At 69.7% G+C, this 24,649-nt stretch carries 18 protein-coding genes; 6 read left to right on the top strand and 12 right to left on the bottom strand.

Annotated features, from left to right (window positions below; all coding sequences use genetic code 11):
- Positions 1-7: 7 nt before the first annotated feature.
- The 3 genes from ASC98_RS05025 to purL are packed head-to-tail and all read right to left on the bottom strand — an operon-like array spanning position 8 to position 4,642.
- Positions 8-361 (bottom strand): 5-carboxymethyl-2-hydroxymuconate Delta-isomerase, encoded by a 354-nt coding sequence (locus ASC98_RS05025; RefSeq protein ID WP_056808358.1) that lies wholly within the window; start codon positions 359-361, stop codon positions 8-10.
- Positions 362-370: 9 nt separating this feature from the next.
- A complete protein-coding gene (locus ASC98_RS05020; protein ID WP_056808356.1) occupies positions 371-613 on the bottom strand; it encodes a hypothetical protein in 243 nt (80 codons plus the stop codon).
- A gap of 24 nt (positions 614-637) precedes the next feature.
- A complete protein-coding gene (purL, locus tag ASC98_RS05015; protein ID WP_056819707.1) occupies positions 638-4,642 on the bottom strand; it encodes a phosphoribosylformylglycinamidine synthase in 4,005 nt (1,334 codons plus the stop codon).
- A 99-nt stretch (positions 4,643-4,741) separates the two neighbouring features.
- Here purL and map point away from each other — a divergent pair, with 99 nt between their 5' ends.
- Both map and ASC98_RS05005 read left to right on the top strand, forming a co-directional pair.
- Positions 4,742-5,581, top strand: coding sequence for a type I methionyl aminopeptidase (map, locus tag ASC98_RS05010; protein ID WP_056808352.1), 840 nt, complete (start codon positions 4,742-4,744; stop codon positions 5,579-5,581).
- Positions 5,582-5,592: 11 nt separating this feature from the next.
- Positions 5,593-8,229 (top strand): [protein-PII] uridylyltransferase, encoded by a 2,637-nt coding sequence (locus ASC98_RS05005; protein WP_056809178.1) that lies wholly within the window; start codon positions 5,593-5,595, stop codon positions 8,227-8,229.
- A 658-nt stretch (positions 8,230-8,887) separates the two neighbouring features.
- Here the strand turns inward: ASC98_RS05005 and ASC98_RS05000 are convergent.
- The 6 genes from ASC98_RS05000 to phaC form a co-directional block, all read right to left on the bottom strand.
- Entirely contained in the window at positions 8,888-10,327 is a 1,440-nt protein-coding gene (locus ASC98_RS05000; protein WP_082541879.1) for an FAD-binding oxidoreductase, read from the bottom strand.
- Between the two features lie 188 nt (positions 10,328-10,515).
- Complete coding sequence (locus ASC98_RS04995) at positions 10,516-11,451, bottom strand: LysR substrate-binding domain-containing protein (RefSeq protein WP_056808349.1); 936 nt, start codon at positions 11,449-11,451, stop codon at positions 10,516-10,518.
- Between the two features lie 61 nt (positions 11,452-11,512).
- The gene (locus ASC98_RS04990) at positions 11,513-13,369 is read right to left on the bottom strand and encodes a thiamine pyrophosphate-binding protein (protein ID WP_162249265.1); all 1,857 of its coding nucleotides are present in this window, start codon (positions 13,367-13,369) and stop codon (positions 11,513-11,515) included.
- Positions 13,370-13,866: 497 nt separating this feature from the next.
- Positions 13,867-14,604 (bottom strand): acetoacetyl-CoA reductase, encoded by a 738-nt coding sequence (gene phbB, locus ASC98_RS04985; protein ID WP_056808346.1) that lies wholly within the window; start codon positions 14,602-14,604, stop codon positions 13,867-13,869.
- 115 nt (positions 14,605-14,719) lie between these two features.
- Complete coding sequence (locus tag ASC98_RS04980; protein WP_056808344.1) at positions 14,720-15,898, bottom strand: acetyl-CoA C-acetyltransferase; 1,179 nt, start codon at positions 15,896-15,898, stop codon at positions 14,720-14,722.
- Positions 15,899-15,976: 78 nt separating this feature from the next.
- Positions 15,977-17,614: a class I poly(R)-hydroxyalkanoic acid synthase gene (phaC, locus tag ASC98_RS04975; RefSeq protein WP_082541882.1), complete on the bottom strand. Its 1,638-nt coding sequence runs from the start codon at positions 17,612-17,614 to the stop codon at positions 15,977-15,979.
- A gap of 191 nt (positions 17,615-17,805) precedes the next feature.
- Between phaC and ASC98_RS04970 the strand changes: the two genes are divergently transcribed.
- Positions 17,806-18,072 carry a hypothetical protein gene (locus ASC98_RS04970; RefSeq protein ID WP_056808340.1) on the top strand — a complete coding sequence of 89 codons (267 nt, stop codon included), beginning with the start codon at positions 17,806-17,808 and terminating at the stop codon, positions 18,070-18,072.
- Here the strand turns inward: ASC98_RS04970 and pgeF are convergent.
- From pgeF to ASC98_RS04955, 3 genes are read right to left on the bottom strand one after another with little or no spacing between them, the layout of a single operon-like run.
- Complete coding sequence (gene pgeF, locus ASC98_RS04965) at positions 18,004-18,783, bottom strand: peptidoglycan editing factor PgeF (protein WP_056809175.1); 780 nt, start codon at positions 18,781-18,783, stop codon at positions 18,004-18,006. The genes ASC98_RS04970 and pgeF overlap by 69 nt on opposite strands.
- Positions 18,783-19,421, bottom strand: coding sequence for a maleylacetoacetate isomerase (gene maiA / locus ASC98_RS04960; protein ID WP_056808338.1), 639 nt, complete (start codon positions 19,419-19,421; stop codon positions 18,783-18,785). Before maiA ends, pgeF begins: the two co-directional genes overlap by 1 nt.
- A 28-nt stretch (positions 19,422-19,449) precedes the next feature.
- Complete coding sequence (locus ASC98_RS04955; protein ID WP_056808336.1) at positions 19,450-20,157, bottom strand: fumarylacetoacetate hydrolase family protein; 708 nt, start codon at positions 20,155-20,157, stop codon at positions 19,450-19,452.
- An 82-nt stretch (positions 20,158-20,239) separates the two neighbouring features.
- Between ASC98_RS04955 and ASC98_RS04950 the strand changes: the two genes are divergently transcribed.
- The 3 genes from ASC98_RS04950 to ASC98_RS04940 are packed head-to-tail and all read left to right on the top strand — an operon-like array spanning position 20,240 to position 24,565.
- Entirely contained in the window at positions 20,240-20,785 is a 546-nt protein-coding gene (locus tag ASC98_RS04950) for an NUDIX hydrolase (RefSeq protein ID WP_056808333.1), read from the top strand.
- 46 nt (positions 20,786-20,831) lie between these two features.
- Positions 20,832-23,060 (top strand): type I secretion system permease/ATPase, encoded by a 2,229-nt coding sequence (locus ASC98_RS04945; RefSeq protein WP_056808331.1) that lies wholly within the window; start codon positions 20,832-20,834, stop codon positions 23,058-23,060.
- A 56-nt stretch (positions 23,061-23,116) separates the two neighbouring features.
- Entirely contained in the window at positions 23,117-24,565 is a 1,449-nt protein-coding gene (locus tag ASC98_RS04940) for an HlyD family type I secretion periplasmic adaptor subunit (RefSeq protein ID WP_235581177.1), read from the top strand.
- Positions 24,566-24,649 lie beyond the last annotated feature (84 nt).

The raw sequence follows: 24,649 nt of genomic DNA, 5'->3' as shown, positions 1-24,649 counted from the left end.
CGCGATGCTAGTCGATGCCGGCGTTGCGGCGGTTGCTGAAGGTCGCGCGGTCCATCTCGCGCACGTCGCACGACACGGCCTGCACCGCCGGCATCAGCGCCGCCAGCCCGCGCACGATGCCGGCCGAGAGCGTCTTGCGCTCGGCCTCGCTGCGGCCGGTCAGCACATAGGCGAAGACGTGGACGAAGTCGGCGTTGATGCCACCGACCAGGCTGTGCTCGTGCACCAGCACGCGGATCTTCACGTCGCCGACGGTGAACAGCTCGCTCGCGAGCGCGGCGTCGTGCACGGCGCGCATCATCCGCTCGACCGGCACCTGGGCCGCGACCGCTTTCGTGCACTCGAGGATGCAATGGGGCATGGATCGTTCTCAGACGTCGAGCGTGTAGACATGGGCCGCGGCACGCTCGGCGGCACTGTGGCCGCGCAGCGCCTGTGCCCACGCGGGGTCGGCGGCGGAGTGCGCCGGCGTGAGGCCGCGCAGCATCACCGCGATCTCTTCGGAGCCGCCGTCGATCTCGTTGAGCTGGTGCAGCTGTTCATCGAACAGTCGCGCCACCGACGCGCCAGCGGCGTCGATCAGGACCAGATACCGCACGGGTTTGCTGTGCATCGATGTCTCCGAAAGGAACCCTGATCAGCCGATCCAGCGGCGGGCGTTGTGGAACATCCGCATCCACGGGCTGTGGGCGCCGATGTCGCCCGACGTCCAGCTCATCAGCACGTTGCGGAACACCCGCTCCGGGTGCGGCATCAGCACCGTGAAGCGGCCGTCGTCGGTGGTCACCGCGGTCAGGCCGTCGGGGCTGCCGTTCGGGTTCGCCGGGTAGGCCTCGGTCGGTCGGCCGGCGGCGTCGACGAAGCGCATCGCGCGCTTCACCTTGGCCGCGTCGCCGCGCTGCGAGAAATCGGCAAAGCCCTCGCCGTGCGCCACCGCGATCGGCAGCCGGCTGCCGGCCATGCCGCCGAAGAAGATCGACGGGCTGTCCAGCACCTCGACCTGCGCCAGCCGGGCCTCGAACTGCTCGCTGCGGTTGCGGGTGAACTTCGGCCAGTCCTGCGCGCCGGGGATCATCGGCGACAGCGCGGCCATCATCTGGCAGCCGTTGCACACGCCGAGCGCGAAGGTGTCGCTGCGCCCGAAGAACGCCGCGAACTGCTCGGCCAGCACCGGGTTGAACATCACCGAGCGAGCCCAGCCCTCGCCGGCACCCAGCGTGTCGCCGTAGCTGAAACCGCCGCAGGCGACGAAGCCCTGGAACTGGTCGAAGCGCGCGCGGCCGGTCTGCAGGTCGCTCATGTGCACGTCGAAGGTGTCGAAGCCGGCCTGCGCCATCGAGTAGCTCATCTCGAGGTGGCTGTTGACGCCCTGCTCGCGCAGGATCGCCACCTTCGGGCGCGCGGTGTTGACGTAAGGCGCGACCGGCGCCGCCGGATCGAAGCTCAGCTGCAGGTGCAGCCCGGTGTCGTCGACGCGGCCGGCGGCCGCATGCTCGGCATCGGCGCAGGCCGGGTTGTCGCGCAGCCGGGCGATGCGCCAGCTGACCTCGTCCCAGGCCTGGTGCAGGTCGCGCAGCGGCGCGCTGAACACCGCCTTCGCATCGCGCCAGACCTCGACGACGCCGCGCTCGTTGGTCTTGCCGATGGCATGGCTGTGCCTGGCCAGGCCGTGCTCGCGCAGCACCTGCATCACCTCGTCGCGGAACTCGGTGGGCACCTGGATCACGGCGCCCAGCTCTTCGTTGAACAAGGCCTTCAGCGTCAGCTCGGTGCGGCGTGCGCCGACCTGTCCGGCCCAGTTCTTCGAGTCGCCGTGGTCGGCGCGGCTGTCGGCAATGCCGTCGCCTTCGGTGACCAGCATGTCGACGTTCAGGCTCAGGCCCCGATGGCCGGCAAAGGCCATCTCGCAGGCCGCCGCCCACAGGCCGCCGTCGCTGCGGTCGTGGTAGGCCAGCAGCCGGCCCTGGCTGCGCAGCTGGTTGATCGCGGCGACCAGCGACTTCAGCAGCACCGGGTCGTCGAGGTCGGGCACCTCGTCGCCGAACTGGTCCAGCACCTGCGCCAGCATCGAGCCGGCCATGCGGTTCTTCCCCCGGCCCAGGTCGATCAGCACCAGCGTCGTGTCGCCCGGCTGCAGCTGCGGCGTCAGCGTGCCGCGCACGTCGGCCAGCGTCGCGAACGCGGTGACGATCAGCGACACCGGCGCGGTGACCTGCTTGCCCACGCCGTCGTCGCTCCAGCGGGTGCGCATCGACAGGCTGTCCTTGCCGACCGGCACGCTGATGCCGAGCGCCGGGCACAGTTCCATGCCGACCGCCTTCACGGTGTCGTACAGCGCAGCGTCTTCGCCCGGTTCGCCGCAGGCGGCCATCCAGTTGCAGCTGAGCTTGATGCGTTCGAGCTCGATCGGCGCGGCCAGCAGGTTGGTGATGGCCTCGCCGACCGCCATGCGGCCGGAGGCCGGCGCATCGAGCGTCGCGAGCGGCGTGCGCTCGCCCAGGCTCATCGCCTCGCCGCGGAAGCCGCGGAAATCGGCCAGCGTCACCGCGCAGTCGGCCACCGGCACCTGCCACGGGCCGACCATCGGGTCGCGGTGGTTCAGGCCGCCCACGGTGCGGTCGCCGATCGTGATCAGGAACCGCTTGCTCGCCACCGTCGGGTGGCGCAGCACGTCGAAGGCCACCTTGTCGAGCGACACGTCGGTCAGCTGCAGCGCCGGCAGCGTGCGCGCGACGCGCTTCACGTCGCGGTGCATCTTCGGCGGCTTGCCGAGCAGCACGTCCATCGGCATGTCGATCGGGCGCTGCTGCGGGTCGGTGTCGGTGGCCGAGTGGTCGAGCACCAGCTGCTTCGCCTCGGTCGTCACGCCGACCACCGCGAACGGGCAGCGCTCGCGCTCGCACATCGCGCGGAAGATCGGCAGCGCGTCGGGCGACATCGCCATCACGTAGCGCTCCTGGCTCTCGTTGCACCAGATTTCCTTCGGCGCGAGGCCGCTCTCTTCCAGTGGCACCTGGCTCAGGTCGAAGCGCGCGCCGAGGCCGGCACCGTCGACCAGCTCGGGGAAGGCGTTCGAGATGCCGCCCGCGCCGACGTCGTGGATCGCGAGGATCGGGTTCGACTCACCCAGCGCCCAGCAGTGGTTGATGACCTCCTGCGCGCGCCGTTCGATCTCGGGGTTGCCGCGCTGCACCGAATCGAAGTCGAGCTCGGCCGCGTTGGCGCCGGCCGCCATCGAGCTGGCCGCGCTGCCGCCCATGCCGATGCGCATGCCGGGGCCGCCCAGCTGGACCAGCAGCGTGCCGGCCGGGAACTTCACCTTGTGCGTCTGGCTGTCGGAGATGCTGCCCAGCCCGCCGGCGATCATGATCGGCTTGTGGTAGCCGCGGCGCTGGCCGTCCACCGTCTGCTCGTAGACGCGGAAGTAGCCGGCGAGGTTGGGCCGGCCGAACTCGTTGTTGAACGCCGCACCGCCGAGCGGGCCGTCGACCATGATCTGCAGCGGGCTCGCGATGTGCTCCGGCTTGCCGTAGGGCGACTGCTCCCACGGCTCGTTCGTGCCGGGCAGGTGCAGGTTCGAGACGCTGAAGCCGGTCAGGCCGGCCTTGGGCTTGGAGCCGCGTCCGGTCGCGCCTTCGTCGCGGATCTCGCCGCCGGCACCGGTCGACGCGCCCGGGAACGGCGAGATCGCCGTCGGGTGGTTGTGCGTCTCGACCTTCATCAGCACGTGCACGGTGTCCTCGCGCGGGCCGTACAGCGGCGCGTTGGTGTAGCCCTGCGGCAGCCAGCGTTCGGTCGTGCCGCCTTCCATCACCGACGCGTTGTCGCTGTAGGCCACCACCGTGTGCTGCGGCGCCAGCTGGTGCGTGTTGCGGATCATCCCGAACATCGAACGCTCTTGCGGGACACCGTCGATCGTGAAGGCGGCGTTGAAGATCTTGTGCCGGCAGTGCTCGCTGTTGGCCTGCGCGAACATCATCAGCTCGACGTCGGTCGGGTTGCGCTTCAGCCCGGTGAAGGCGGCGACCAGGTAGTCGATCTCGTCGTCGCTGAGCGCGAGGCCGAAGTCCTTGTTGGCGGCCACCAGCGCGGCGCGGCCCGAGCCGAGGATGTCGACATGCGCCATCGCCTTGCCGACCTGCTCGTCGAACAGGTGGGCGGCATCGTCGCGCTGCAGCAGCACGCTCTCGGTCATGCGGTCGTGCAGCAACGCGGCGGCCTGCTGCAGTTCGCCGGCCTCGAGCGGCTTCGCGGCGCCGAGCAGGCCGGCCAGGCCGGTCTTCAGCACCAGCCGGTATTCCGTCACGCGTTCGACGCGCCGGATCGCCAGGCCGCAGTTGTGCGCGATGTCGGTGGCCTTGCTGGCCCACGGCGACACGGTGCCCAGGCGCGGCGCCACGAGCACCAGCGCTCCGTCGGTGGGCCCGGCGTAGGCATCGCCATAGGTGAGCAGCGCGGCGAGCTTGTCGTGGGCGTCGCGCGCCAGCGGCTGGTCGCTCCAGGCCCAGTGAACATGCCGGGCGTGCACGGCGGCGATGCGCGGGCTGATCGCCTGCAGCCGCGGCAGCAGGGCCTGGGCGCGGAAGGCGGACAAGGCGTTGCCGCCCTCGAAGTGCAGCAGATGCTTGGGTGTGGACGTCACGGTGGGGGGCCAGCTTCGGGTTCTGGAGACCGGGTCGTGTTCAGGGACTGCCGGTGGAAACCCGGGATTTTACGGGGGTCGGTGCAATAATTCCGCCCCATGACGATCACGATCAAGAACGCCGAGGATGTCGCCGGCATGCGCATCGCCGGGCGGCTCGCCTCCGAAGTGCTGGACATGCTCACGCCGCACGTGAAGCCCGGCGTCACCACCGAGCAGCTTGACAAGCTGGCGCACGACCACATCGTCGACGTCCAGCAAGGCATTCCGGCCCCGCTGAACTACGCGCCGCCGGGCTACACCCCCTACCCGAAATCGATCTGCACGTCGATCAACCACCAAGTCTGCCACGGCATCCCGAACGACCGGCCGCTGAAGGCCGGCGACATCGTCAACATCGACGTCACCGTCATCAAGGACGGCTGGCACGGCGACACCAGCCGGATGTTCGTCGTCGGCCACGGCTCCATCGCGGCCAACCGCCTGTGCCAGATCACCTACGACGCCATGTGGAAGGGCATCGTGAAGGTGAAGCCCGGCATCCACCTGGGCGACATCGGCCACTCGATCCAGACCTTCGCCGAGAACGCCGGCTTCTCGATCGTGCGCGAGTTCTGCGGCCACGGCATCGGCCGCAAGTTCCACGAAGAACCGCAGGTGCTGCACTACGGCCGCCCCGGCACGCTCGAAGAGCTGGTGCCGGGCATGGTGTTCACGATCGAGCCGATGATCAACGCCGGGCGGCGCGACATCCGCGAGGCCGGCGACGGCTGGACCATCGTCACGAAAGACCGTTCGCTGTCGGCCCAGTGGGAGCACACGGTGCTCGTCACCGAGACCGGCTACGAAGTGCTGACGCTGTCGGCCGGCAGCCCGCCGCCGCCGGCCTTCGCCGTCGCTGCCGCGGCGGCATCGGCAACCGCCTCCACCACCGCCTGACGGTGTCGTCGATGGCGATCGCGGTGGACACACCGACGCCTGCAGCCGCGCGCAGCCTGGCCGAACAGCGCAGCCGCTTCCGCGAGGGCAAGGCGGCGCTGATGGCCCACTTCAGCGAGTCGCGTGCCACCGCGCCGGCCGCGACCCGGCTGGTGCGGGCGCTGGCCCGCCACGTCGACCAGACGCTGCTCGGCCTGTGGGAGCACGCGATGATGCCGCCGGGGGCTGCGCTGCTGGCGGTCGGCGGCTATGGGCGCGCCGAGCTGTACCCGCATTCCGATGTCGACGTGCTGGTGCTGCTGCCGCCGGGCGACGCGCTGCACAACGCCCGCATCGGCGCGCCGGGTTCCGACAACGATGCGCTGAAGTCCTCGGTCGAGGGCTTCATCACCGCCTGCTGGGACCTGGGCCTGGAGATCGGCTCCAGCGTGCGCACCGTCGACGAATGCGTCGCCGAGGCGCACGGCGACGTCACGGTGCAGACCGCGCTGCTCGAATCGCGCTACCTGTGCGGCTCGAAGCGCCTGTTCAACGCGTTCCGGCGTGCCAATGCCGGCGCGATGGACCCGAAGGCCTTCCTGCGCGCGAAGACGCTCGAGATGCGCCAGCGCCACCAGAAGTACGAGGACACGCCCTACTCGCTCGAACCCAACTGCAAGGAAAGCCCCGGCGGCCTGCGCGACCTGCAGATGGTGATCTGGATCGCGCGGGCGGCCGGCCTCGGCCGCACCTGGACCGAGCTGGCCGCCAAGGGGCTGATCACGCCGTTCGAGGTGAAGCAGCTGCAGCGCAACGAAGGCCTGCTGCGCCTGATCCGCGCCCGGCTGCACATGGTGGCCGGCCGCCGCGAAGACCGGCTGGTGTTCGACCTGCAGACCGCGGTGGCCGAGAGCTTCGGCTACGAGACCACGCACGCGCGCCGCGCGTCCGAGCAGCTGATGCACCGCTACTACTGGGCGGCGAAGGCGGTGACGCAGCTGAACCAGATCCTGGCGCTGAACATCGAGGAGCGCATCAACGGCTCGCAGGACGCGCCGATGCGCCCGATCAACCCGCACTTCCTCGACCGTGCCGGCATGCTCGAGGTCGCGAGCGACGACCTGTTCGAGCGCGAGCCGCACACCATCCTCGAAGCCTTCCTGGTGTACCAGCAGACGCCCGGCATCAAGGGGCTGTCGGCGCGCACGCTGCGGGCGCTGTACAACGCCCGCGAGGTGATGGACGGCGAGTTCCGGCGCGACCCGGCGAACCGTGCGACCTTCATGCAGATCCTGCGCCAGCCCGAAGGCCAGACGCATGCGTTCCGGCTGATGAACCAGACCAGCGTGCTGGGCCGCTACCTGTGGGTGTTCCGGCGCATCGTCGGGCAGATGCAGCACGACCTGTTTCACGTCTACACGGTGGACCAGCACATCCTGATGGTGCTGCGCAACGTGCGGCGCTTCTTCATCCCGGAGCATGCGCACGAGTACCCGTTCTGCTCGCAGCTCGCCTCCACCTGGGACCGGCCGTACGTGCTGTACATCGCCGCGCTGTTCCATGACGTGGCCAAGGGTCGCGGCGGCGACCACTCCGACCTGGGCGCGGTCGAGGCGCGGCGCTTCTGCCGCGACCACGGGATCGACAAGGACGACACCGCGCTGATCGAGTTCCTGGTCAAGGGCCACCTGACGATGTCGCGCATCGCCCAGAAGGAAGACCTGAGCGACCCCGAGGTCATCGGGAACTTCGCGACGCTGGTCGGCACCGAGCGCCGGCTGACTGCGCTGTACCTGCTGACGGTGGCCGACATCCGCGGCACCAGCCCGAAGGTGTGGAATGCCTGGAAGGGCAAGCTGCTCGAGGACCTGTACCGGCTGACCTTGCGCGCGCTGGGCGGCGCGACGCCGAACATGGACGCCGAGATCGAGGCCCGCCGCCAGGACGCGCGGCACACGCTGAACCTGTACTCGCTGCTGCCCGGCACCGAGGTGCCGCTGTGGAAGACGCTGGAGCTGAGCTACTTCGCGCGGCACGATGCCGGCGACATCGCCTGGCATGCACGCTCGCTGTTCCGCCACGTGACCAGCACCGAGCCGATCGTGCGGGCGCGGCTGTCGTCGGTCGGCGAAGGGCTGCAGGTGCTGGTGTACGCACCCGACCGCCCTGACCTCTTCGCCCGCATCTGCGGCTACTTCGACGGCGCCGGCTTCAACATCCTGGACGCCAAGATCCACACCACGCGCGCCGGCTATGCGCTCGACACCTTCCAGGTGATCAGCCCGCAGATGGAGCACCACTACCGCGACCTGATCTCGCTGGTGGAGACGCAGGCCGCGCTCGCGCTGAAGGCCGACGGGCCGCTGCCCGACCCGAGCCGCGGCCGGCTGTCGCGCCGCGTGAAGTCGTTCCCGATCACGCCGCGGGTGCTGCTGCGCCCCGACGAACGCGGCCAGCGCTGGCTGCTGTCGGTGTCGACCAGCGACCGCTCCGGCCTGCTGTACGCGATCTCGCGGGTGCTGGCGCGGCACCACATCAACCTGCAGCTCGCGAAGATCACGACGCTCGGCGAGCGCGTCGAAGACACCTTCCTGATCGACGGCTCGGCGCTGCAGCAGAACCGGGCGCAGATCGAGATCGAGAGCGAGCTGCTGGACGCGATTACGTAGCGTGTCGTGTGTGCTGCAAAGGCGCGGGTGGGGAGGGTGTGGCGCGCCGGACGGGTCGGTCACCGCCCCTGGCGGGGCGCTGACTCCCCTCCACTGGCTGGTTTCATGGCCCGTCGCCGAAACTCCCTCCGCTCGCTTCGCTCGCTGTGGTCAAACAGTCGGCGACAGTCAGTTCACGATCGCGCTGCGCGCGGGGCCATGAAACCAGCCAGCTCCGGCGACCCGCCCTGATTGGCGCGCCACACCCTCCCCACCCGCGCCTTTGTGCCACCGCCCTGCCTTGGGAAGGTGACAAGCGAACAAGTGAAGGTTGATCCCCGGGTTCGCACCCGGGGGCGCCAAGCGTGTTTTGTGCGCATCGAGCCACCGCTTCGGCAAAGGCGCGGGCGGGGGGTGTGAGGAGCGCCAATCAGGACGGGGCGCCGGAGCCGTCTGCTTTCATGAACCGCGCGCGCCAGCGCGCTTCGTCAACTGACTGTCGCCGACTGTTTGACCACAACGAACGCAGTGAGTGGCGGGAGTTTCGGCGACGGTTCATGAAAGCAGATGGCGCAGGGCAGTCAGCATCCCGCCAGGGATGCTGACCGCTCCGTCCGGCGCGCCCCACACCCCCCGCCCGCGCCTTTGCTCGCGACAATCGCGCAACCGAGATCGAGATTCACTCGGGAACGGCGATCACCTTGCCGGGGTTGAGGATGTTCAGAGGATCCCACGCCCGCTTCAGCTGGCGCATCAGGTGCACCGCGTTGGCATCGAACTCCTCGGTCAGCAGCACCACCTTCTGCGCACCGATGCCGTGCTCGGCCGTGCAGGTGCCTTCCATGCGCAGCGCCCGGCTCATCATCCGCTGGTTCAGGCGCTCGGCCTCGGCCATCTCGGCCGGGTTGTCGGGGTCGGCAATGATCAGGCACAGCAGGTGCCCGTCGCCCACATGACCGAACAGCGGGCACAGCAGGGATGACCGCCGCGTGTCCTCGATGGTCTCCTCGATGCACTGCGCGAGCCGCGACAAAGGCACGCAGGCATCGGTCGTGAACGTGCGCCAGCCCGGCCGCAGCAGCTCGCAGGCGCTGAAGGCGGTGTGGCGGGCATTCCACAGGCGCGTGCGGTCTTCCGGCTGGTCGGCCCAGTCGTAATCGTCGCCACCATGCTCGCGCGCGATGTCCCGCACGATCTCGGCCTGCTCGGCCACGCCGGCCGGCGTGCCGTGGAACTCCAGGAACAGTGTCGGCCGCTCGGTGAACAGCGTGTCGGCGTGCAGGTTGACGGCGCGCAGGGCCAGCGCATCCATGAACTCGGCACGGGCCAGCGGCACGCCGGTCTGGATGGTCTGGATCACCGTGTCGACCGCGCTGCGCACATCGGAGAAGGTGCACACCGCCGTCGCGATCGCCTCGGGCCGCGGGTACAGCCGCACCGTCACTTCGGTGATGATGCCCAGCGTGCCCTCGCTGCCGACGAAGATGCGCGTCAGGTCGTAGCCGGCCGACGACTTCTTGGCCCGGCGCGCGGTGCGGATGATCCGGCCTTCGGCGGTGACGACCGTGAGCGCCAGCACGTTCTCGCGCATCGTGCCGTAACGCACCGCGCTCGTGCCGCCGGCGCGCGTCGCGGCCATCCCGCCGAGCGAGGCCTTCGAGCCGGGGTCGATCGGGAAGAACAGCCCGGTGTCCTTCACCTCGGCATTCAGCTGCTCGCGGGTGACGCCGGCCTGCACCGTCGCGGTCAGGTCCTGCGCATTGATGGTCATCACCTCGTCCATCTCGGACAGGTCGATCGAGATGCCGCCCACATGGCCGAGCACATGCCGCTCGAGCGACGAGAACATGCCGAAGGCGGTCACCGCGACCCGGTGCATCGCGCACAGCCGGACGATCTCGGCGACCTCCTCGGTCGTGTGGGCGAAGACCACGCCGTCGGGCGCCGTCGTGTCGGACGGCGACGCCTCGCAGCCATGCTGCTCGCGCATCGAGCGGCCGAGCTTGAAACGCAGGCCGAAGCGGTGTCGCAACGCGTCGAGCAGCGCGATCGGCGCCCCCGTCAGGACGGTCGCGGGAGGGGCCGCAAAGGCGGCGGCAGCAGTCGCAAGATCGATCATGTGGTCCTCTCTGAGACGATGGTGAACACGGCGCCTGTTGGCCGGCGCTCGGCGAGGTGGGAAGACTAGCGACGAATCGCCGCGAGCGCGCCGGCATTGCCATAGCTTTTCGAGAACGCGCCATCTGCTGCAGCGATCACGGCCACCGACCGGCGCCGCGCAACTGCAATTTCTTGCAGCCGCACGGGTCATGCACCGACGCTCAACAGGCGCACGCCGCGCCACGACGCATTGCGCACCGCATGGCGGATCGCCGTGGTGGAGGCCGCCAGCACGCATTCGGCGGCACGCGTCTGCTTGACGACGGTGGTCGCGCACACCGACACCGTGCGCGTGATCGACGGCCGCGTGATCTCGATCACCGCGAGCTTCCTCTGCAGCACCTCGAGCTCGATGCTGGGCCACGACAGCACGGTCGCGGCGATGTCGGTCGCGACCGCCTGCTTGAGCAGCGTCAGCGAGTTCATCTCGGCGATGACGGTCGGCGGCGACAGGCCCTCGCGCATCATCACCCGCTCGACGCGGTGGCGCACGCCCTGCTCCAGCCCCGGCAGCACCAGCTCGATGCCCTGCAGTTCGCGCAACGTGATCACCTTGCGCCGCGCCAGCTGCGACTTGGGGTTGACGACCAGGAACAGCCGCTCCTCCATCACGCGCACCATGTCCAGCCCTTCGAGGTTGCCGTCGTCGAACGCGATGCCGAGCATCAGGCGGCCGCTCTTGACCCATTCGAGCACCGTGCCGCTCAGCTCCTCGTAGACCTGCAACCGGATCGCCGGATAGCGCGTGCGGACCTCGTTGAAGATCGGCAGGCCGAGCGGCGCGACCATGCACAGCGGCATGCCGATGCCGACGTGCCCAGTCGGCTCGGTCGAACAGCTGGTGACCGCGTCGTGCGCATCGTCGGCATGCTTCAGGATCGCCTGCGCATAGCGGTACAGGTGCAGTCCGCATTCGGTCGGCGACACGCCGCGCGAGCTGCGGTTGAGCAGCAGGCTCTTGAACTCGTCCTCCAGGGCGGCCACCTGGTGGCTCAATGCGGATTGCGCAACGTGCAGCACACCGGCCGCGCGGGACAGGCTGCCCATGTCGACGATGCGCACGAAGTAGCGAAGCTGTCTCAACTCGATTTTCTCGTCCTCCTGGGGGGCGTCCACCCGCGCCGCATGCCGCGCGGTCGCGGGTTCAGCGCTCGCGCGCCAGGGCGGGCCGGGTCCGTCCCTGTTCGACCGCCGGTTCGACCGCTGGGTCGACCGCGGGTCCGGCGACCGGCTCGACCGCCGGTCCGTCCACGGGCTCGAACCGCAACGGGTCCGCGAGCGACAGGTCGACCTGCAGCAGGTACGGTTCATCGCTGGCGAGGCATTCGGCAATCGCCCGCTCGATCGCGGCGGCCGACTTCAGCCGGTGGATGCGCCAGCCGAAGGCGCGCGCGACGGCCGCGATGTCCGGGCGCTGGATCATCACCGACGGCGACGCCGCACAGGCCGCGGCACTGCGACGCAGGTCGGCCACCGGCGGCGGGAACACGATCAGCTTCAACGGCCAGCCGTGGTCGTAGACGGACTGCAGTTCATGCAGCGTCGGCAGCAGCGCGTTCGCATCGCTCAGGCACACCACCGGCCGCCGCGGTTGCGCCGCCAGCACGCCGACCGCCGCGGGCAGCGCGAAGCCCGGCATGCCGACACCTGCCGACACCAGCCAGCGGCCCGGCAAGCGGTGCTGCAGGTGGCGTGCACCGGCCCCCTGCGCCAGGCCGTCGTCGACGGTCACGACGGCGTCGAGCGACGCCAGCGGCTCGCGCAGCGCGCGCAGCACCTGGTCGGCGATCGGCGCCCGGGGCTGCGGCGCGTCGGCCGGCGTGGCCTCGTGGCGCCAGCCGTCGATCGCCTGCCACCACGGCTGCAGCCGGGCGGCGGCACCGTCGTCGGTCGCGGCGCCAAACCCGGGGGCCTGCAGCCAATGCTGCCCGAGCCCCTTCAGCACCTCGGCGCAATCGCCGACCAGCGGCGTGGCGGCCGGGCAGATCTTGTTGATGCTGGTCGGGTCGATGTCGACATGGATCAACGCGCCGGGCAGGCTCTCGCCGCGCGGCCACGACCGCTCGTCGAGGCGCGTGCCGACGCAGATCACCAGGTCGGCGTTCCGCAGTGCCAGGTTCGCGACCGGGCTGCCCTGTTCGCCGAGACAGCCCAGGCAGCGGCGATCGGCCGACGGCAGCGCGCCGAGCGCCGACATCGTCAGCACGCACGGCAGGTCGGCCACCTGCGCGAATGCGGCCAGCGCCTCGCTGGCGGCGACACCGGAGCGGATCACGCCGCCGCCGGCGTACAGCACCGGCCGGCGGGCGGCGCGGATCTGCGCGACCGAGTGCACGAGCCGTCGGTCGGGCGGCGAACGGGGCACCTGGCCCGCGCGCGAGCCGCTGCGCGCGGCCATCGCCGCCGCGCCCCCGGCTGCCGGCCGCCGCACCGGCACCTGGGTGCGCTGCACGTCGATCGGCACCTCGAGCAGCACCGGTCCGCAGCGTCCGTTGCGCGCGATCTGCACCGCGCGGTCGACGATGTCGGCCGCGTCGTGCGCCAGGTCGATGCGCCGGCTCCACTTGGTCACCGAGCGGGTGATGCCCAGGGCATCGCACTCGCGGAACGCATCGGTGCCGATCAGCGCCGAATCCACCTGCCCGGCAAGGCACAACACCGGCACCGAGTCGGCCATCGAGCTCATCAGCCCCGCGACGGCCGCCGCCACGCCGGGCCCGCCCGACACCAGCACCGCGGCCATCTGCCCGGTCGCCTTCGCGTAACCCTCGGCGGCGTGCACGGCGGCCCGCTCCTGCGACAGGCGCACGACGCGCACGCCGGCGCGCGCACCGAGCGCCTCGCACAGCGGAGCGATCAAGGCCCCGCCGCTGCACAGGAAGAACATCGTCACGTCGCGGTCGACCAGCGCCTGGACGACGGCCTGCGATCCGGACTGGCGGCGCGCCGTCAACTCGAGTCGGCGAGAACCCGGCCGGCTGTCGTCGGACGGGTCGAGCACGGGCTCGGGGAGGGAGTGGGCGGGGGGCTGGGAGTGCTCCATGCGGGGGCTCTGCACGCTGACGGGACCGGGGGAGGACAGCAAGGGAACAACAGCGCCGAAACAACAGCGACGAGAACAGCAGCGACGAAATGACGGCAGGACGGCAACGGCGCGACGATCGCGGCGGGGCGCCAGCTTGCGTCTCAATTGCGGGGAAATCGTGCAGGCCGATGGGCCGGGTTCCCCGCCGCCTGCGGATGGGTGAATCCGGCGGCGCGTGGCGAATGGGTGCGAATGGGTGCGAATGCTAGTGAGCTTTCGCGGGCCGGGCCATATCCTCTGTCGATAGCGCCATCTGGGAAATCGATGGCCCATGCCGAGCTGGCTCAGCGTGGTGCAAGAAAGTGCAGGTGTACCTCGCGAACATCGTTGCAGGCACCATGAAAACAGCCCCGGCCGCCAGCGTGCTGGCGACCGGGGCTGCGGGGAACAGCGAACGGTGGAGCGCGCGGGCGTCAGCCCATGTGCAGCCCGCCGTTGACCGAGAAGTCGGCGCCGGTCGCGAAGCCGGATTCGTCGGAGGCCACCCACGACACGATGGACGCGATGTCGTCCGGCGTGCCCAGGCGCTTGACCGGGATGCCGGCGACGATCTTGTCGAGCACGTCCTGGCGGATCGACTTGACCATGTCGGTCGCGATGTAGCCCGGCGACACGGTGTTGACCGTCACGCCCTTGCTGGCCACTTCCTGCGCCAGCGCCATCGTGAAGCCGTGCATGCCGGCCTTCGCCGCGGAGTAGTTGGTCTGGCCGAACTGGCCCTTCTCGCCGTTGACCGAGCTGATGTTGATGATGCGGCCCCAGCCCTTTTCGAGCATGTCGTCGATCACCTGCTTGGTGACGTTGAACAGGCTGGTCAGGTTGGTCTCGATCACCGCATCCCAGTCGGCGCGACTCATCTTGCGGAACATGCCGTCACGCGTGATGCCGGCGTTGTTGACCAGCACGTCGATCGAGCCGAACTCGGCCTTGGTCTTCTGGAACGCCGACACCGTGGAATCCCAGTCGCCGACATTGCCGACCGACGCGTGGAAGGTGAAGCCGAGCGACTTCTGCTCGGTCAGCCATTTCGTGAAATCCCGGCTCGGGCCGCAGCCTGCGACGACGAGGAAGCCGTCCTTGTGCAGGCGCTGGCACATCGTGGTGCCGATGCCGCCCATGCCGCCGGTGACGTAGGCGATCTTCTGAGTCATTCTTTTCTCTCCTGAAATGGTATGCAGACACCCGAGCGTCGTCGTGCCGGGGTGCCGCGTCAACCGGGGTTCGCCCTGGGCTCACCCTGGCTTAATGTTCACGCCCGGCGTGCGCTCAGCGCTCGACCGTCAAGGCAACACCCATGCCACCGCCGATGCACAGGCTGGCGATGCCCTTCTTCGCATTGCGGCGCTGCATCTCGTGCAGCAGGGTCACCAGGATGCGGCAGCCGGATGCACCGATCGGGTGCCCGATCGCGATCGCGCCGCCGTTGACGTTCACCTTGCTGACATCCCAGCCCATCTCGGTGTTGACCGCGCAGGCCTGGGCCGCGAAGGCTTCGTTGATCTCGAGCAGGTCGAGCTCGCCCGGTTTCCAGCCGGCGCGCTGCAGCGCCTTCTGCGACGCCGGCACCGGCCCGATCCCCATCAGCGCCGGGTCGAGCGCCACCGTCGCATAGCTCTTGATGCGCGCGAGCGGCGTCAGGCCGAGCTGGTCGGCCTTCTTCGCGCTCATCACGACCACGCCGGCCGCGCCGTCGTTCAGGCCCGAGGCATTGCCGGCCGTCACGCCGCCGGCCTTGTCGAAGGCCGGGCGCAGCCCTGCAAGCGCTTCGGCGTTGGTCTTGCGGTTGATGAATTCATCGGCCGCGAAGACGATCGGATCGCCCTTCTTCTGCGCGATGCTGAACGGCACGATCTCGTCCTTGAAGCGACCGGCATCCTGCGCGGCGGCCGCCTTCTGCTGCGAGGCCAGCGCCAGCGCATCCTGCGCCTCGCGGCTCACGCCGAACTTCTTCGCGACGTTCTCGGCGGTGATGCCCATGTGGTACTGGTTGTACACATCCCACAGGCCGTCGGTGATCATCGAGTCGACCAGTTTCCAGTCGCCCATGCGCTGGCCTTCGCGCGAGTTCGGCAGCACGTGCGGTGCGAGGCTCATGCTCTCCTGGCCGCCGGCGATCACGATCTCGGAATCGCCGTCGCGGATGGCCTGGGCCGCCAGCATCACCGCCTTCAGGCCGGAGCCGCAGACCGCGTTGATGGTCAGCGCCGGCACCGCCTGCGGCAACCCGGCCTTGATGACGGCCTGGCGCGCCGGGTTCTGGCCCGAACCGGCGGTGAGCACCTGCCCGAGGATGACCTCGTTGACCTGGTCGCCGCTGAGCTTCGCGCGCTTCAGCAGTTCGGCGATGACGGACGCGCCCAGCTCGGGAGCCGGCGTCTTGGCGAGGGAGCCACCGAACTTGCCGACGGCGGTGCGGGTGGCGGCGACGATGACGATGTCGGACATGAAAGTCTCCAGTTGACGGATGTTGGTCGGAATGTGGTGCCGTGCGGGGCCGCGGTCAAGCGCGGGCGGCGTTCGACGTCAGGCCTTTTGCTTCACATAGCGCCCCGGCGCCGGCTCGATCGGTTTGTGCCTGCGGCTGCCAGGGTTTTTCGGGGCCGGCACCTGCCTGCCGGCATGGCCCGCCAGCCAGGCGTCCCAGTCGGTCCACCAGCTGCCGGGGTGCTCCTTCGCGGTCGCCAACCAGGCCTCGGCGCTGGCCGGCTGCGATGCCTGGGCGGGGCCGATCCAGTGGCTGCGCTTCTTCTTGGCCGGCGGGTTGATGACGCCGGCGATGTGGCCCGACGCGCCCAGCACGAAGCGCGTCTTCGCCTTCTTCAGCACCTGGGTGTTCCGCCAGGCCGCGTCCCACGGCACGATGTGGTCCTCGCGCGAGCCGTAGACGTAGGTCGGCGCGTCGACCCGGTTCAGGTCGAGCTTCTCGCCGCACACGGTGAGGCGGCCCGGTTTCACCAGGTTGTTCTCGAGGTAGGTGTTGCGCAGGTACCAGCAGTACATCGGCCCCGGCAGGTTGGTGCTGTCGCTGTTCCAGTACAACAGGTCGAACGGCGGCGGCGTCTCGCCCTTCAGGTAGTTGCCGACGACGTAGTTCCACAGCAGGTCGTTCGGGCGCAGCGCGCTGAAGGTGGAGGCGAGCTCCTGCCCCTTCAGCAGCCCGCCGCCGTTCGGGCTGGCCGGGCCGAGCGTCATCTCGCGCAGCTGCACCATGGCCTCGTCGACGAACAGGTCGAGCACGCCGGTGTTGCTGAAATCGAGGAAGGTGGTGAGCAGCGTGATGCTCGCCGCCGGCTTGCTGCCGCGCGCGGCCAGCACCGCCAGCGCGGTGGCGAGGATGGTGCCGCCGACGCAGAAGCCGAGCGTGTTCAAACTGCCGTTTTCCTTTCCTGCGCCGGTGATCTCCTGCACCACCTCGATCGCGCGGATCGCGGCGTCTTCGATGTAGTCGTCCCAGCCGAGGTGCGACAGGCTCGCATCGGCATTGCGCCAGCTGACGACGAACACCCGGTGCCCTTGCGCGACCGCATGGCGGATCAGCGAGTTCTCCGGCTGCAGGTCGAGGATGTAGTACTTGTTGATGCACGGCGGCACCATCAGCAGCGGCCGCTCGAACACGGTCTTCGTCAGCGGCTTGTACTCGAGCAACTGGAAGAGTTCGTTCTCGAACACCACGCTGCCCTCGGTGGTCGCGACGTTGCGGCCGACCTCGAACACGCTCTCGTCGGTCTGCGAGACGTGGCCCTGCTGCAGGTCCTGCACCAGGTGCTGCACGCCGTGCAGGATGCTCTCGCCCTGCGTCTTCAGCGCGAGCTGCAGCGCCTCGGGGTTGAGCGGCAGGTAGTTGCTGGGCGAAGCCGCGGCCACGTACTGCTGCACCGCGAAGCGGATGCGCTCGCGCGTCTTCTCGTCGCCCTGCACGCTGTCGGCCAGCGCCGTCAGCGTGCGGGCGTTCAGCAGGTACATGCGCGCGGTGAACGACGCCATCGGGTTGTCGGCCCAGGCCGGGCTGCTGAAGCGGCGATCGCCGAGCGGCTCGGGTTGGTGCGCGGCGCCGTTCGACGGCGCGGCAGCAACGCTCTGGTTCCACAGCGCACTCGCCTGGGCCATGTAGTCGGCCTGCAGCGCGCTGAGCTGCGGCAGCGGCACGCTCAACCCGCTCATCGACTTGAAGACATCGCCGATCGTCGCGCCGAAGGCATCGGCATGCTCGTTGGCCACCGCGTCGGGCACCGCTGCTGGTTTCTTCACAGGTCTCCTTGCCGGCCTCGTGCGGGCCTCCGTGGTGTCGTTCGACGGGTTCGGTTTCGGGTCACACTCGATGCTTCGCCATCAGCCGCCGGGCGGCCTCAAAAATGTACCTCGTCGCGATTGCCTGGATGTACGTGGTTGTCATGATGAGCATCGCCGAAGCGACCAGCTCGCAAGGCACCGTGCTCGGCGCGGTCTTCACGCTGCTGCTGTATGGCGTGCTGCCGTTGTCCATCGTGCTGTACCTGCTGGGGACGCCGTCGCGCCGGCGCGCGCGACGGCAGGCCGACGCGGCGGCGGCATCAGCGCAGCCAGACGGCGGCGGCCATCCGGCCGGTGATGCGGTCGCGCCGGAACGAAAAGAACCGTGACGCATCATCGGCGGTGCACCAGGCGCCGCCATTGACCTGCGTCACGCCGAGGCCCGCCAGCCGGCGGCGCGCGAGCTCCGGCAGGTTGGCCATCCACTTGCCGGCCGCGTGGCTGCGGAACAGCGCGGGATCGGCCTGCTGCGGGTCGTCGCCGAACGCCTGCACCACGTCGGGCCCGACCTCGAATCGCCCGGGGCCGATGCAGGGCCCGAGCCAGGCCACCAGCGCCGCGGGTTCGCAGCCCGCCGCCTGGCACATCGCGGCCACCGTGTTATCGAGCACGCCGCCGGCCAGACCGCGCCAGCCGGCATGTGCCGCCCCCACCGCCTGCACGGCCGGCGCGCCGGTCGTCGCCAGCAGCACCGGCAGGCAGTCGGCCACTTGCACCGTGCAGGCCAGGCCGCGCTCGGTGGTGATCGCGGCATCGGCCTCTTCGAGCGGCGCGTTCACCGACGCCCGCACCAGCCGCAGCACCCTCGTGCCATGCACCTGCTTCATGAAGACCGGCACTGCGCCGGTGGCCGCCGCGAAGCGGGCCCGGTTCGCGTCGACCGCCTCCGGGTCGTCGCCGACCGCGATGCCGAGGTTCAGGCTGTCCCATGGCGGTGCGCTGAGCCCGCCGCGGCGGGTGCTCATCAGCGCGCCCACGTGGGCCAGTGCCCAGTCGGGGTGCAGCGCGTCCTGCAGCGCAATGGTGTTCGACGCGGCCATCAGGTGGCGTCCGGGCAGGCCGACGGCTGCGCGCCGCTGAACGCGTCGAGCCGCATGCATTCGTCGAACACGCGCATCACCGTCGGCACGTGGTCGAGCCGGCAGTTCAGGCGCTGCGCGTTGAAGATCTGCGGCACCAGCGTGATGTCGGCCAGCGTCGGCTTGTCGCCGTGGCAGAAGCGGCCGGTCTCGGGCTGGCTCGCGAGCTGGCGCTCCACCGTCTCGAGGCCGGTCTCGCACCAGTGGCGGTACCAGCGGTTCTTGTCGTCCTCGCTGACGCCCAGGTCGTGCAGCAGGTAGCGCAGCACGCGCAGGTTGTTCAGCGGGTGGATCTCGCAGGCCACGTCCATCGCGAGCGCGCGCACGCGGGCCCGGCCGAGCGGATCGGCGGGCAGCAGCGGCGGCTGCGGATGGGTCTCGTCGAGGTACTCGATGATCGCGAGCGACTGCGACAGCAGCGCGCCGTCGTCCTTCAGCACCGGCACCAGCCGGCCGGGCGACAGCGCGGCGAAGTCCGGTTGCGTCTGCTCGTTCTTGACCAGGTGCACCGGCACGTAGTCGTAGTCCAGCCCCTTCAGCGCGAGCGCGACGCGCACGCGAAACGAGGCCGACGACCGGAAATAGCTGTAGAGCTGCATGCCGCGGGCGCCTTTCAACGGACCACCATCAGCGCGCGACCAGCCGGACCTGCAGGCCGCCGACGCCGTCGACCTGCGCGCTCAGCGTGTCGCCGGCGACGACCGCGGCCACGCCCTCGGGTGTGCCGGTGAAGACCAGGTCGCCCGGTGCCAGCTCCCACAGCGCGGACAGCTGCTCGATGATCTCGGGGATGCTCCAGATCAGCTTGCCGATCACGCTGTGCTGGCGCACGCTCTCGTTGACCTTCAGCTCGATGCGCGTCGCGGCGCCCACATGGCATTGCGCGGCCGGCCGCACCGGGCCGATCGGCGCCGATTCGTCGAAGCCCTTGCCGCTGCACCACGGGCGGCCCTGCTTCTTGGCCTCGCCCTGCAGGTCGCGGCGCGTCATGTCGAGCCCGACCGCGTAGCCGTACACATGGTCGAGTGCCTGCGCGGCCGGGATGTTGCGCCCGCCCTTGCCGATGGCCACCACCAGCTCGACTTCGTGGTGCAGGTCCTTCGTGACGCTCGGGTAGTGCATCTGCCCCAGCGTGCCCTCGGCCACCGGCAGCACCGCGTCGGCGGGCTTCATGAAGAAGAACGGCGCCTCGCGGCCGCTGTGGCCCATCTCGATCGCATGGTCGACGTAGTTGCGGCCGACGCAGTAGATGCGGCGCACCGGGAAGGTGTCGCCGGGTCGGGCGCCGACGACGGGCACGGATGGGGTGGCCGGAACCGGCACGACGTGGCTCATGGAAAGCACTCCGCAGAGAGTCAGTTGGGGGGATGCCGGGATGATGCCATGAGGTGTGAAACCTCACGGCTAAACTCGGTGGATGTTCAAAGCGCAAAGCTTCAAGCACTGCAAGGACTGCGGGTCGGCCGTCACCTACAGCGTGCCGCCGGACGACAACCGCGAGCGCGCCACCTGCGGCGCCTGCGGGGCGATCCATTACGAGAACCCGCTGAACGTCGTCGGCACGCTGCCGGTGTGGCAGGACCAGGTGCTGCTGTGCCGCCGCAACATCGAGCCGCGCCACGGCTTCTGGACGCTGCCGGCCGGTTTCATGGAACTCGGCGAGACCACCGCCGCCGGCGCGCTGCGCGAAACCGACGAAGAGGCCGGCGCACGCATCGAGATGCAGGCGCTGTTCACGCTGCTGAACGTGGTGCGCGTCGGGCAGGTCCACTTCTTCTACCGCGCCCGCCTGCTCGACACCGATTTCGCGCCCGGTCCCGAGACGATCGAGGCGCGCCTGTTCCGCGAAGAAGACGTGCCGTGGGACGAGCTCGCGTTCCCCACGGTGAGGGAAACCCTGAGGCGCTTCTTCGACGATCGACGCCGGGGTCAATTCGGCTTTCATATGGCCGATATCGATTGACGGCGCGCCGCGTCGCCGTTCGAATCCAGCAGTAACCGCGACATCGATGACCGACCCTCGCCCCCTGCCCTCCGCTGCTGCCCACGCCCCCTCCGACAAACCGGCGGAGGCCGCGCCGCTGCGCTTGCGCGAGGACCTGATCCATCCCGATCCGCTGCTCGACTGCCTGGTCGAGATCTGCCGGCTGAACGGCCAGGCGGCCTCACGCGCCTCGTTGTCGGCCGGGCTGCCGCTCGGTGCCAGCGGCAAGGGCCGGCTGACCATCGAGCTGACCGAACGGGCCGCGGCGCGTGCCGGCATGGCGACCAAGCTGCAGCGCCTCGCGTTGCCGCGCATCGACGCCGCCGCACTGCCGGCCATCCTGATCCTGAAGGACAACCAGGCCTGCGTGCTGCTGCGCATCGAAAACGGCGGCAAGGCCGGCAAGGTGGCCCGCGTGCTGCTGCCCGAAACCGGCCAGGGCTCGATCGTGCTGCCGGTCGCCGAGCTGCAGCAGCGCTACACCGGCGTGGTGCTGTTCGTGCGCCCGCATTTCCGCTTCGATGCCCGCACGCCCGAAGTGCGCGCGGTGCGCCAGCGGCACTGGTTCTGGGGCGCGGTGCTCGAGCAGCGCATCGTCTACCGCGACGTGCTGTGGGCGGCGCTGCTGGTCAACGTGTTCGCGCTGGTGTTCCCGCTGTTCTCGATGAACGTCTACGACCGGGTGGTGCCGAACAACGCGGTCGAGACGCTGTGGGCGCTGTCCATCGGCGTCGTGCTGATCATGTGCGGCGACCTGTTCATGCGCTTGCTGCGCAGCCACTTCGTCGACGAGGCCAGCGCGCGCATCGACGTGCAGATCTCCGCCACGCTGATGGAGAAGGTGCTCGGCATGCGGCTCGAGAACCGGCCCGAATCGGTCGGCTCGTTCGCGTCGAACCTGCGCGGCTTCGAGCAGGTGCGCGACTTCATCGCGTCGGGCACCGTCACCGCGCTGATCGACCTGCCGTTCGCGCTGCTGTTCGTCGTGGTGCTGGCGTGGATCTCGCCGTGGCTCGCGGTGCCGGTGGTCGCGGCCTTCACGTTGATCCTGGTGATCGGCTACGTGCTGCAGCACCGGCTGCACGAGCTGTCGCAGACCACCTACCAGGCCTCGGCGCAACGCAACGCGACGCTGATCGAGAGCCTGACCGGCATCGAGACCATCAAGTCGCTCGGCGCCGAAAGCGTCGTGCAGGCCAAGTGGGAACGCGCCAACGCCTTCCTCGCGGTCACCAACGTGCGCATGCGGGCGCTGTCGTCGACCGCCAACTACGGCACCAACTGGCTGTCGCAGGGCGTCACGGTCGCGATCGTGATCGTCGGCGTCTACCTGATCAGCCAGCGCGAGCTGACGATGGGTGCGCTGGTGGCGTCGTCGATGCTCGCGTCGCGCGCGCTGCAGCCGGCCGGGCAGATCGTCGGCCTGCTGATGCAGTACCAGGGCGCGCGCACCGCGATGGAGTCGCTCGACAAGATCATGGAGCGGCCGGTCGAGCGGCCGCCGGGCGAGAACTTCGTGCAGCGCGCGCAGCTGCGCGGCGACATCGAGTTCCGCAACGTCAGGTTCAACTACCCCGGCCGGCAGGATGCCGCGCTGGACGGCATCAGCTTCAAGATCCAGGCCGGCGAGCGGGTCGCGCTGATCGGGCGGGTGGGCTCGGGCAAATCGACGATCGAGCGGCTGATCATGGGGCTGTACCAGCCGAACGACGGCGCGGTGCTGCTCGACGGCATCGACCTGCGCCAGCTCGACCCGGCCGACGTGCGCCGCAACCTGGGCTACGTGTCGCAGGACGTGACGCTGTTCTACGGCAGCCTGCGCGACAACATCACCTTCGGGCTGCCGTATGCCGACGACTCGGCCATCGTCGCGGCCGCCGAGCTGGCCGGCATGAGCGGCTTCATCGACCGCCACCCGCGCGGCTTCGACATGACGGTCGGCGAGCGCGGCGAATCGCTGTCCGGCGGGCAGCGCCAGGGCATCGGCCTGGCGCGCGCGGTGCTGCACAACGCACCGATCCTGCTGCTCGACGAACCGACCAGCGCGATGGATTTCTCGACCGAGGCGCAGATCACGCACAACATCGGCAACTTCGCGCAGAACAAGACGGTGGTGCTGGTGACGCACCGCACCTCGCTGCTCGCGATGGTGACGCGCGTGATCGTGATCGACGGCGGCAAGATCGTCGCCGACGGGCCGCGCGACCGCATCATGGAAGCGCTGCAGAGCGGGCGCATCGCGAGGGCCGCATGAGCACGCCGGGCCGCCCCAAGGGCGAATACCGCAGTGCGCAGCACGAAGGTACTCCAATGAGCGCGCGCCAGGAAGGCGGCCTGAACCGCGTGCTGATCAAGACCGGCCTGGCCGTGATGTGGGTGCTGGAGTGCATCCGCGTGCTGCTCGACCCGATCACCCGGCGCCTGCTCGGCCCGGTGGCCACGCGCGACGACGCCGCGGACGCCGGTTTCCGCAGCTTCGAGGCCGAGGCCGACCAGGTGATGTCGCGCAGCGCCACGCACCATGCGCAATCCATCGTGCGCGCGGCGCTGCTGATCGTCGTGCTGCTGGTCGTCTGGGCCGCGCTCGCCCACGTCGACGAGGTGACCAAGGGCGACGGCAAGGTGATCCCGTCGCGCCAGCTGCAGGTGGTGCAGTCGCTCGACGGCGGCGTGGTGTCGGAGATCCTGGTGCGCGAAGGCGAGGTGGTCGAGGCCGGCCAGCTGCTGCTGAAGATCGACGAGACGCGCGCCACGTCGGGCGTGCGCGAGAGCAACGCCACCGGCCTGGCGCTGAAGGCCCGCCAGGCGCGGCTGCAGGCGCTGGCTGACGGCTCGGTGTTCACGCCGCCGACCTCGGCCGATCCGGACGAGCAGCGCATCCTGCTCGGCGAGCGGCAGCTGTATGAGGCCAAGCGCTCCGAACTGGAGACGCTGCTGTCGATCAACCGCCAGCAGTTGCAGCAGCGCCAGCAGGAGCTGACCGAGATGCGCGCCCGCAAGGCCTCGGCCGACCGCGGGCTCGAGCTCGGTCAGCAGGAACTCAACAAGACCCGCCCGCTGCTGGCCAGCGGCGCGGTGTCGGAGGTCGACATCCTGCGGCTGGAGCGCGAGGTGGCGCGCTCGCGCGGCGAATCGGAGCAGTCGGCGGCGCAGATCGCGCGGGTGCAGGCCGCCATCGGCGAGGCCGAGCGCAAGAGCCAGGAGACCGAGATCGGCTTTCGCAACGAGGCGCGCAAGGAACTGGCCGAGGTGGCCGGCAAGCTGAATGCGCTGAACGAAGGCGCGGTCGCGCTGACCGACAAGGTCGCGAAATCGCAGGTCAAGTCGCCGGTGCGCGGCCGGGTGCAGCGGCTGCTGGCCAACACGGTGGGTGGCGTCGTGCAGCCGGGCAAGGACATCGTCGAGATCGTGCCGCTGGACGACAACCTGGTGCTCGAGGCGCGCATGGCGCCGAAGGACATCGCGTTCATCCGCCCGGGCCAGCCCGCCACCGTCAAGTTCACCGCCTACGATTTCTCGATCTACGGCGGCCTGGACGCGCAGGTCGAGAACATCAGCCCCGACACCATCACCGACGAGCGCGGCAACGCGTTCTACCTGGTGCGGGTGCGCACCACGCGCTCCAACTTCAGCGAGAAGATGCCGATCATCCCCGGCATGACGGCCGAGGTGAACGTGCTGACCGGCCAGAAGACCGTGCTCGCCTACGTGCTGAAGCCGGTGCTGAAGATCAAGGCGAACGCGCTGCGCGAACGCTAGGCAGCTGCCCCACGGTTCGGGCTCGCAGTGCATCCACCGGCGCCGGTCTTGCGTAACAAACGGCCGGACATTCATTTCTCAAGT

Source organism: Rhizobacter sp. Root1238, from assembly GCF_001425825.1.
Lineage (GTDB): Bacteria > Pseudomonadota > Gammaproteobacteria > Burkholderiales > Burkholderiaceae_C > Rhizobacter.
This window is presented reverse-complemented; position numbering and strand designations above follow the sequence as displayed.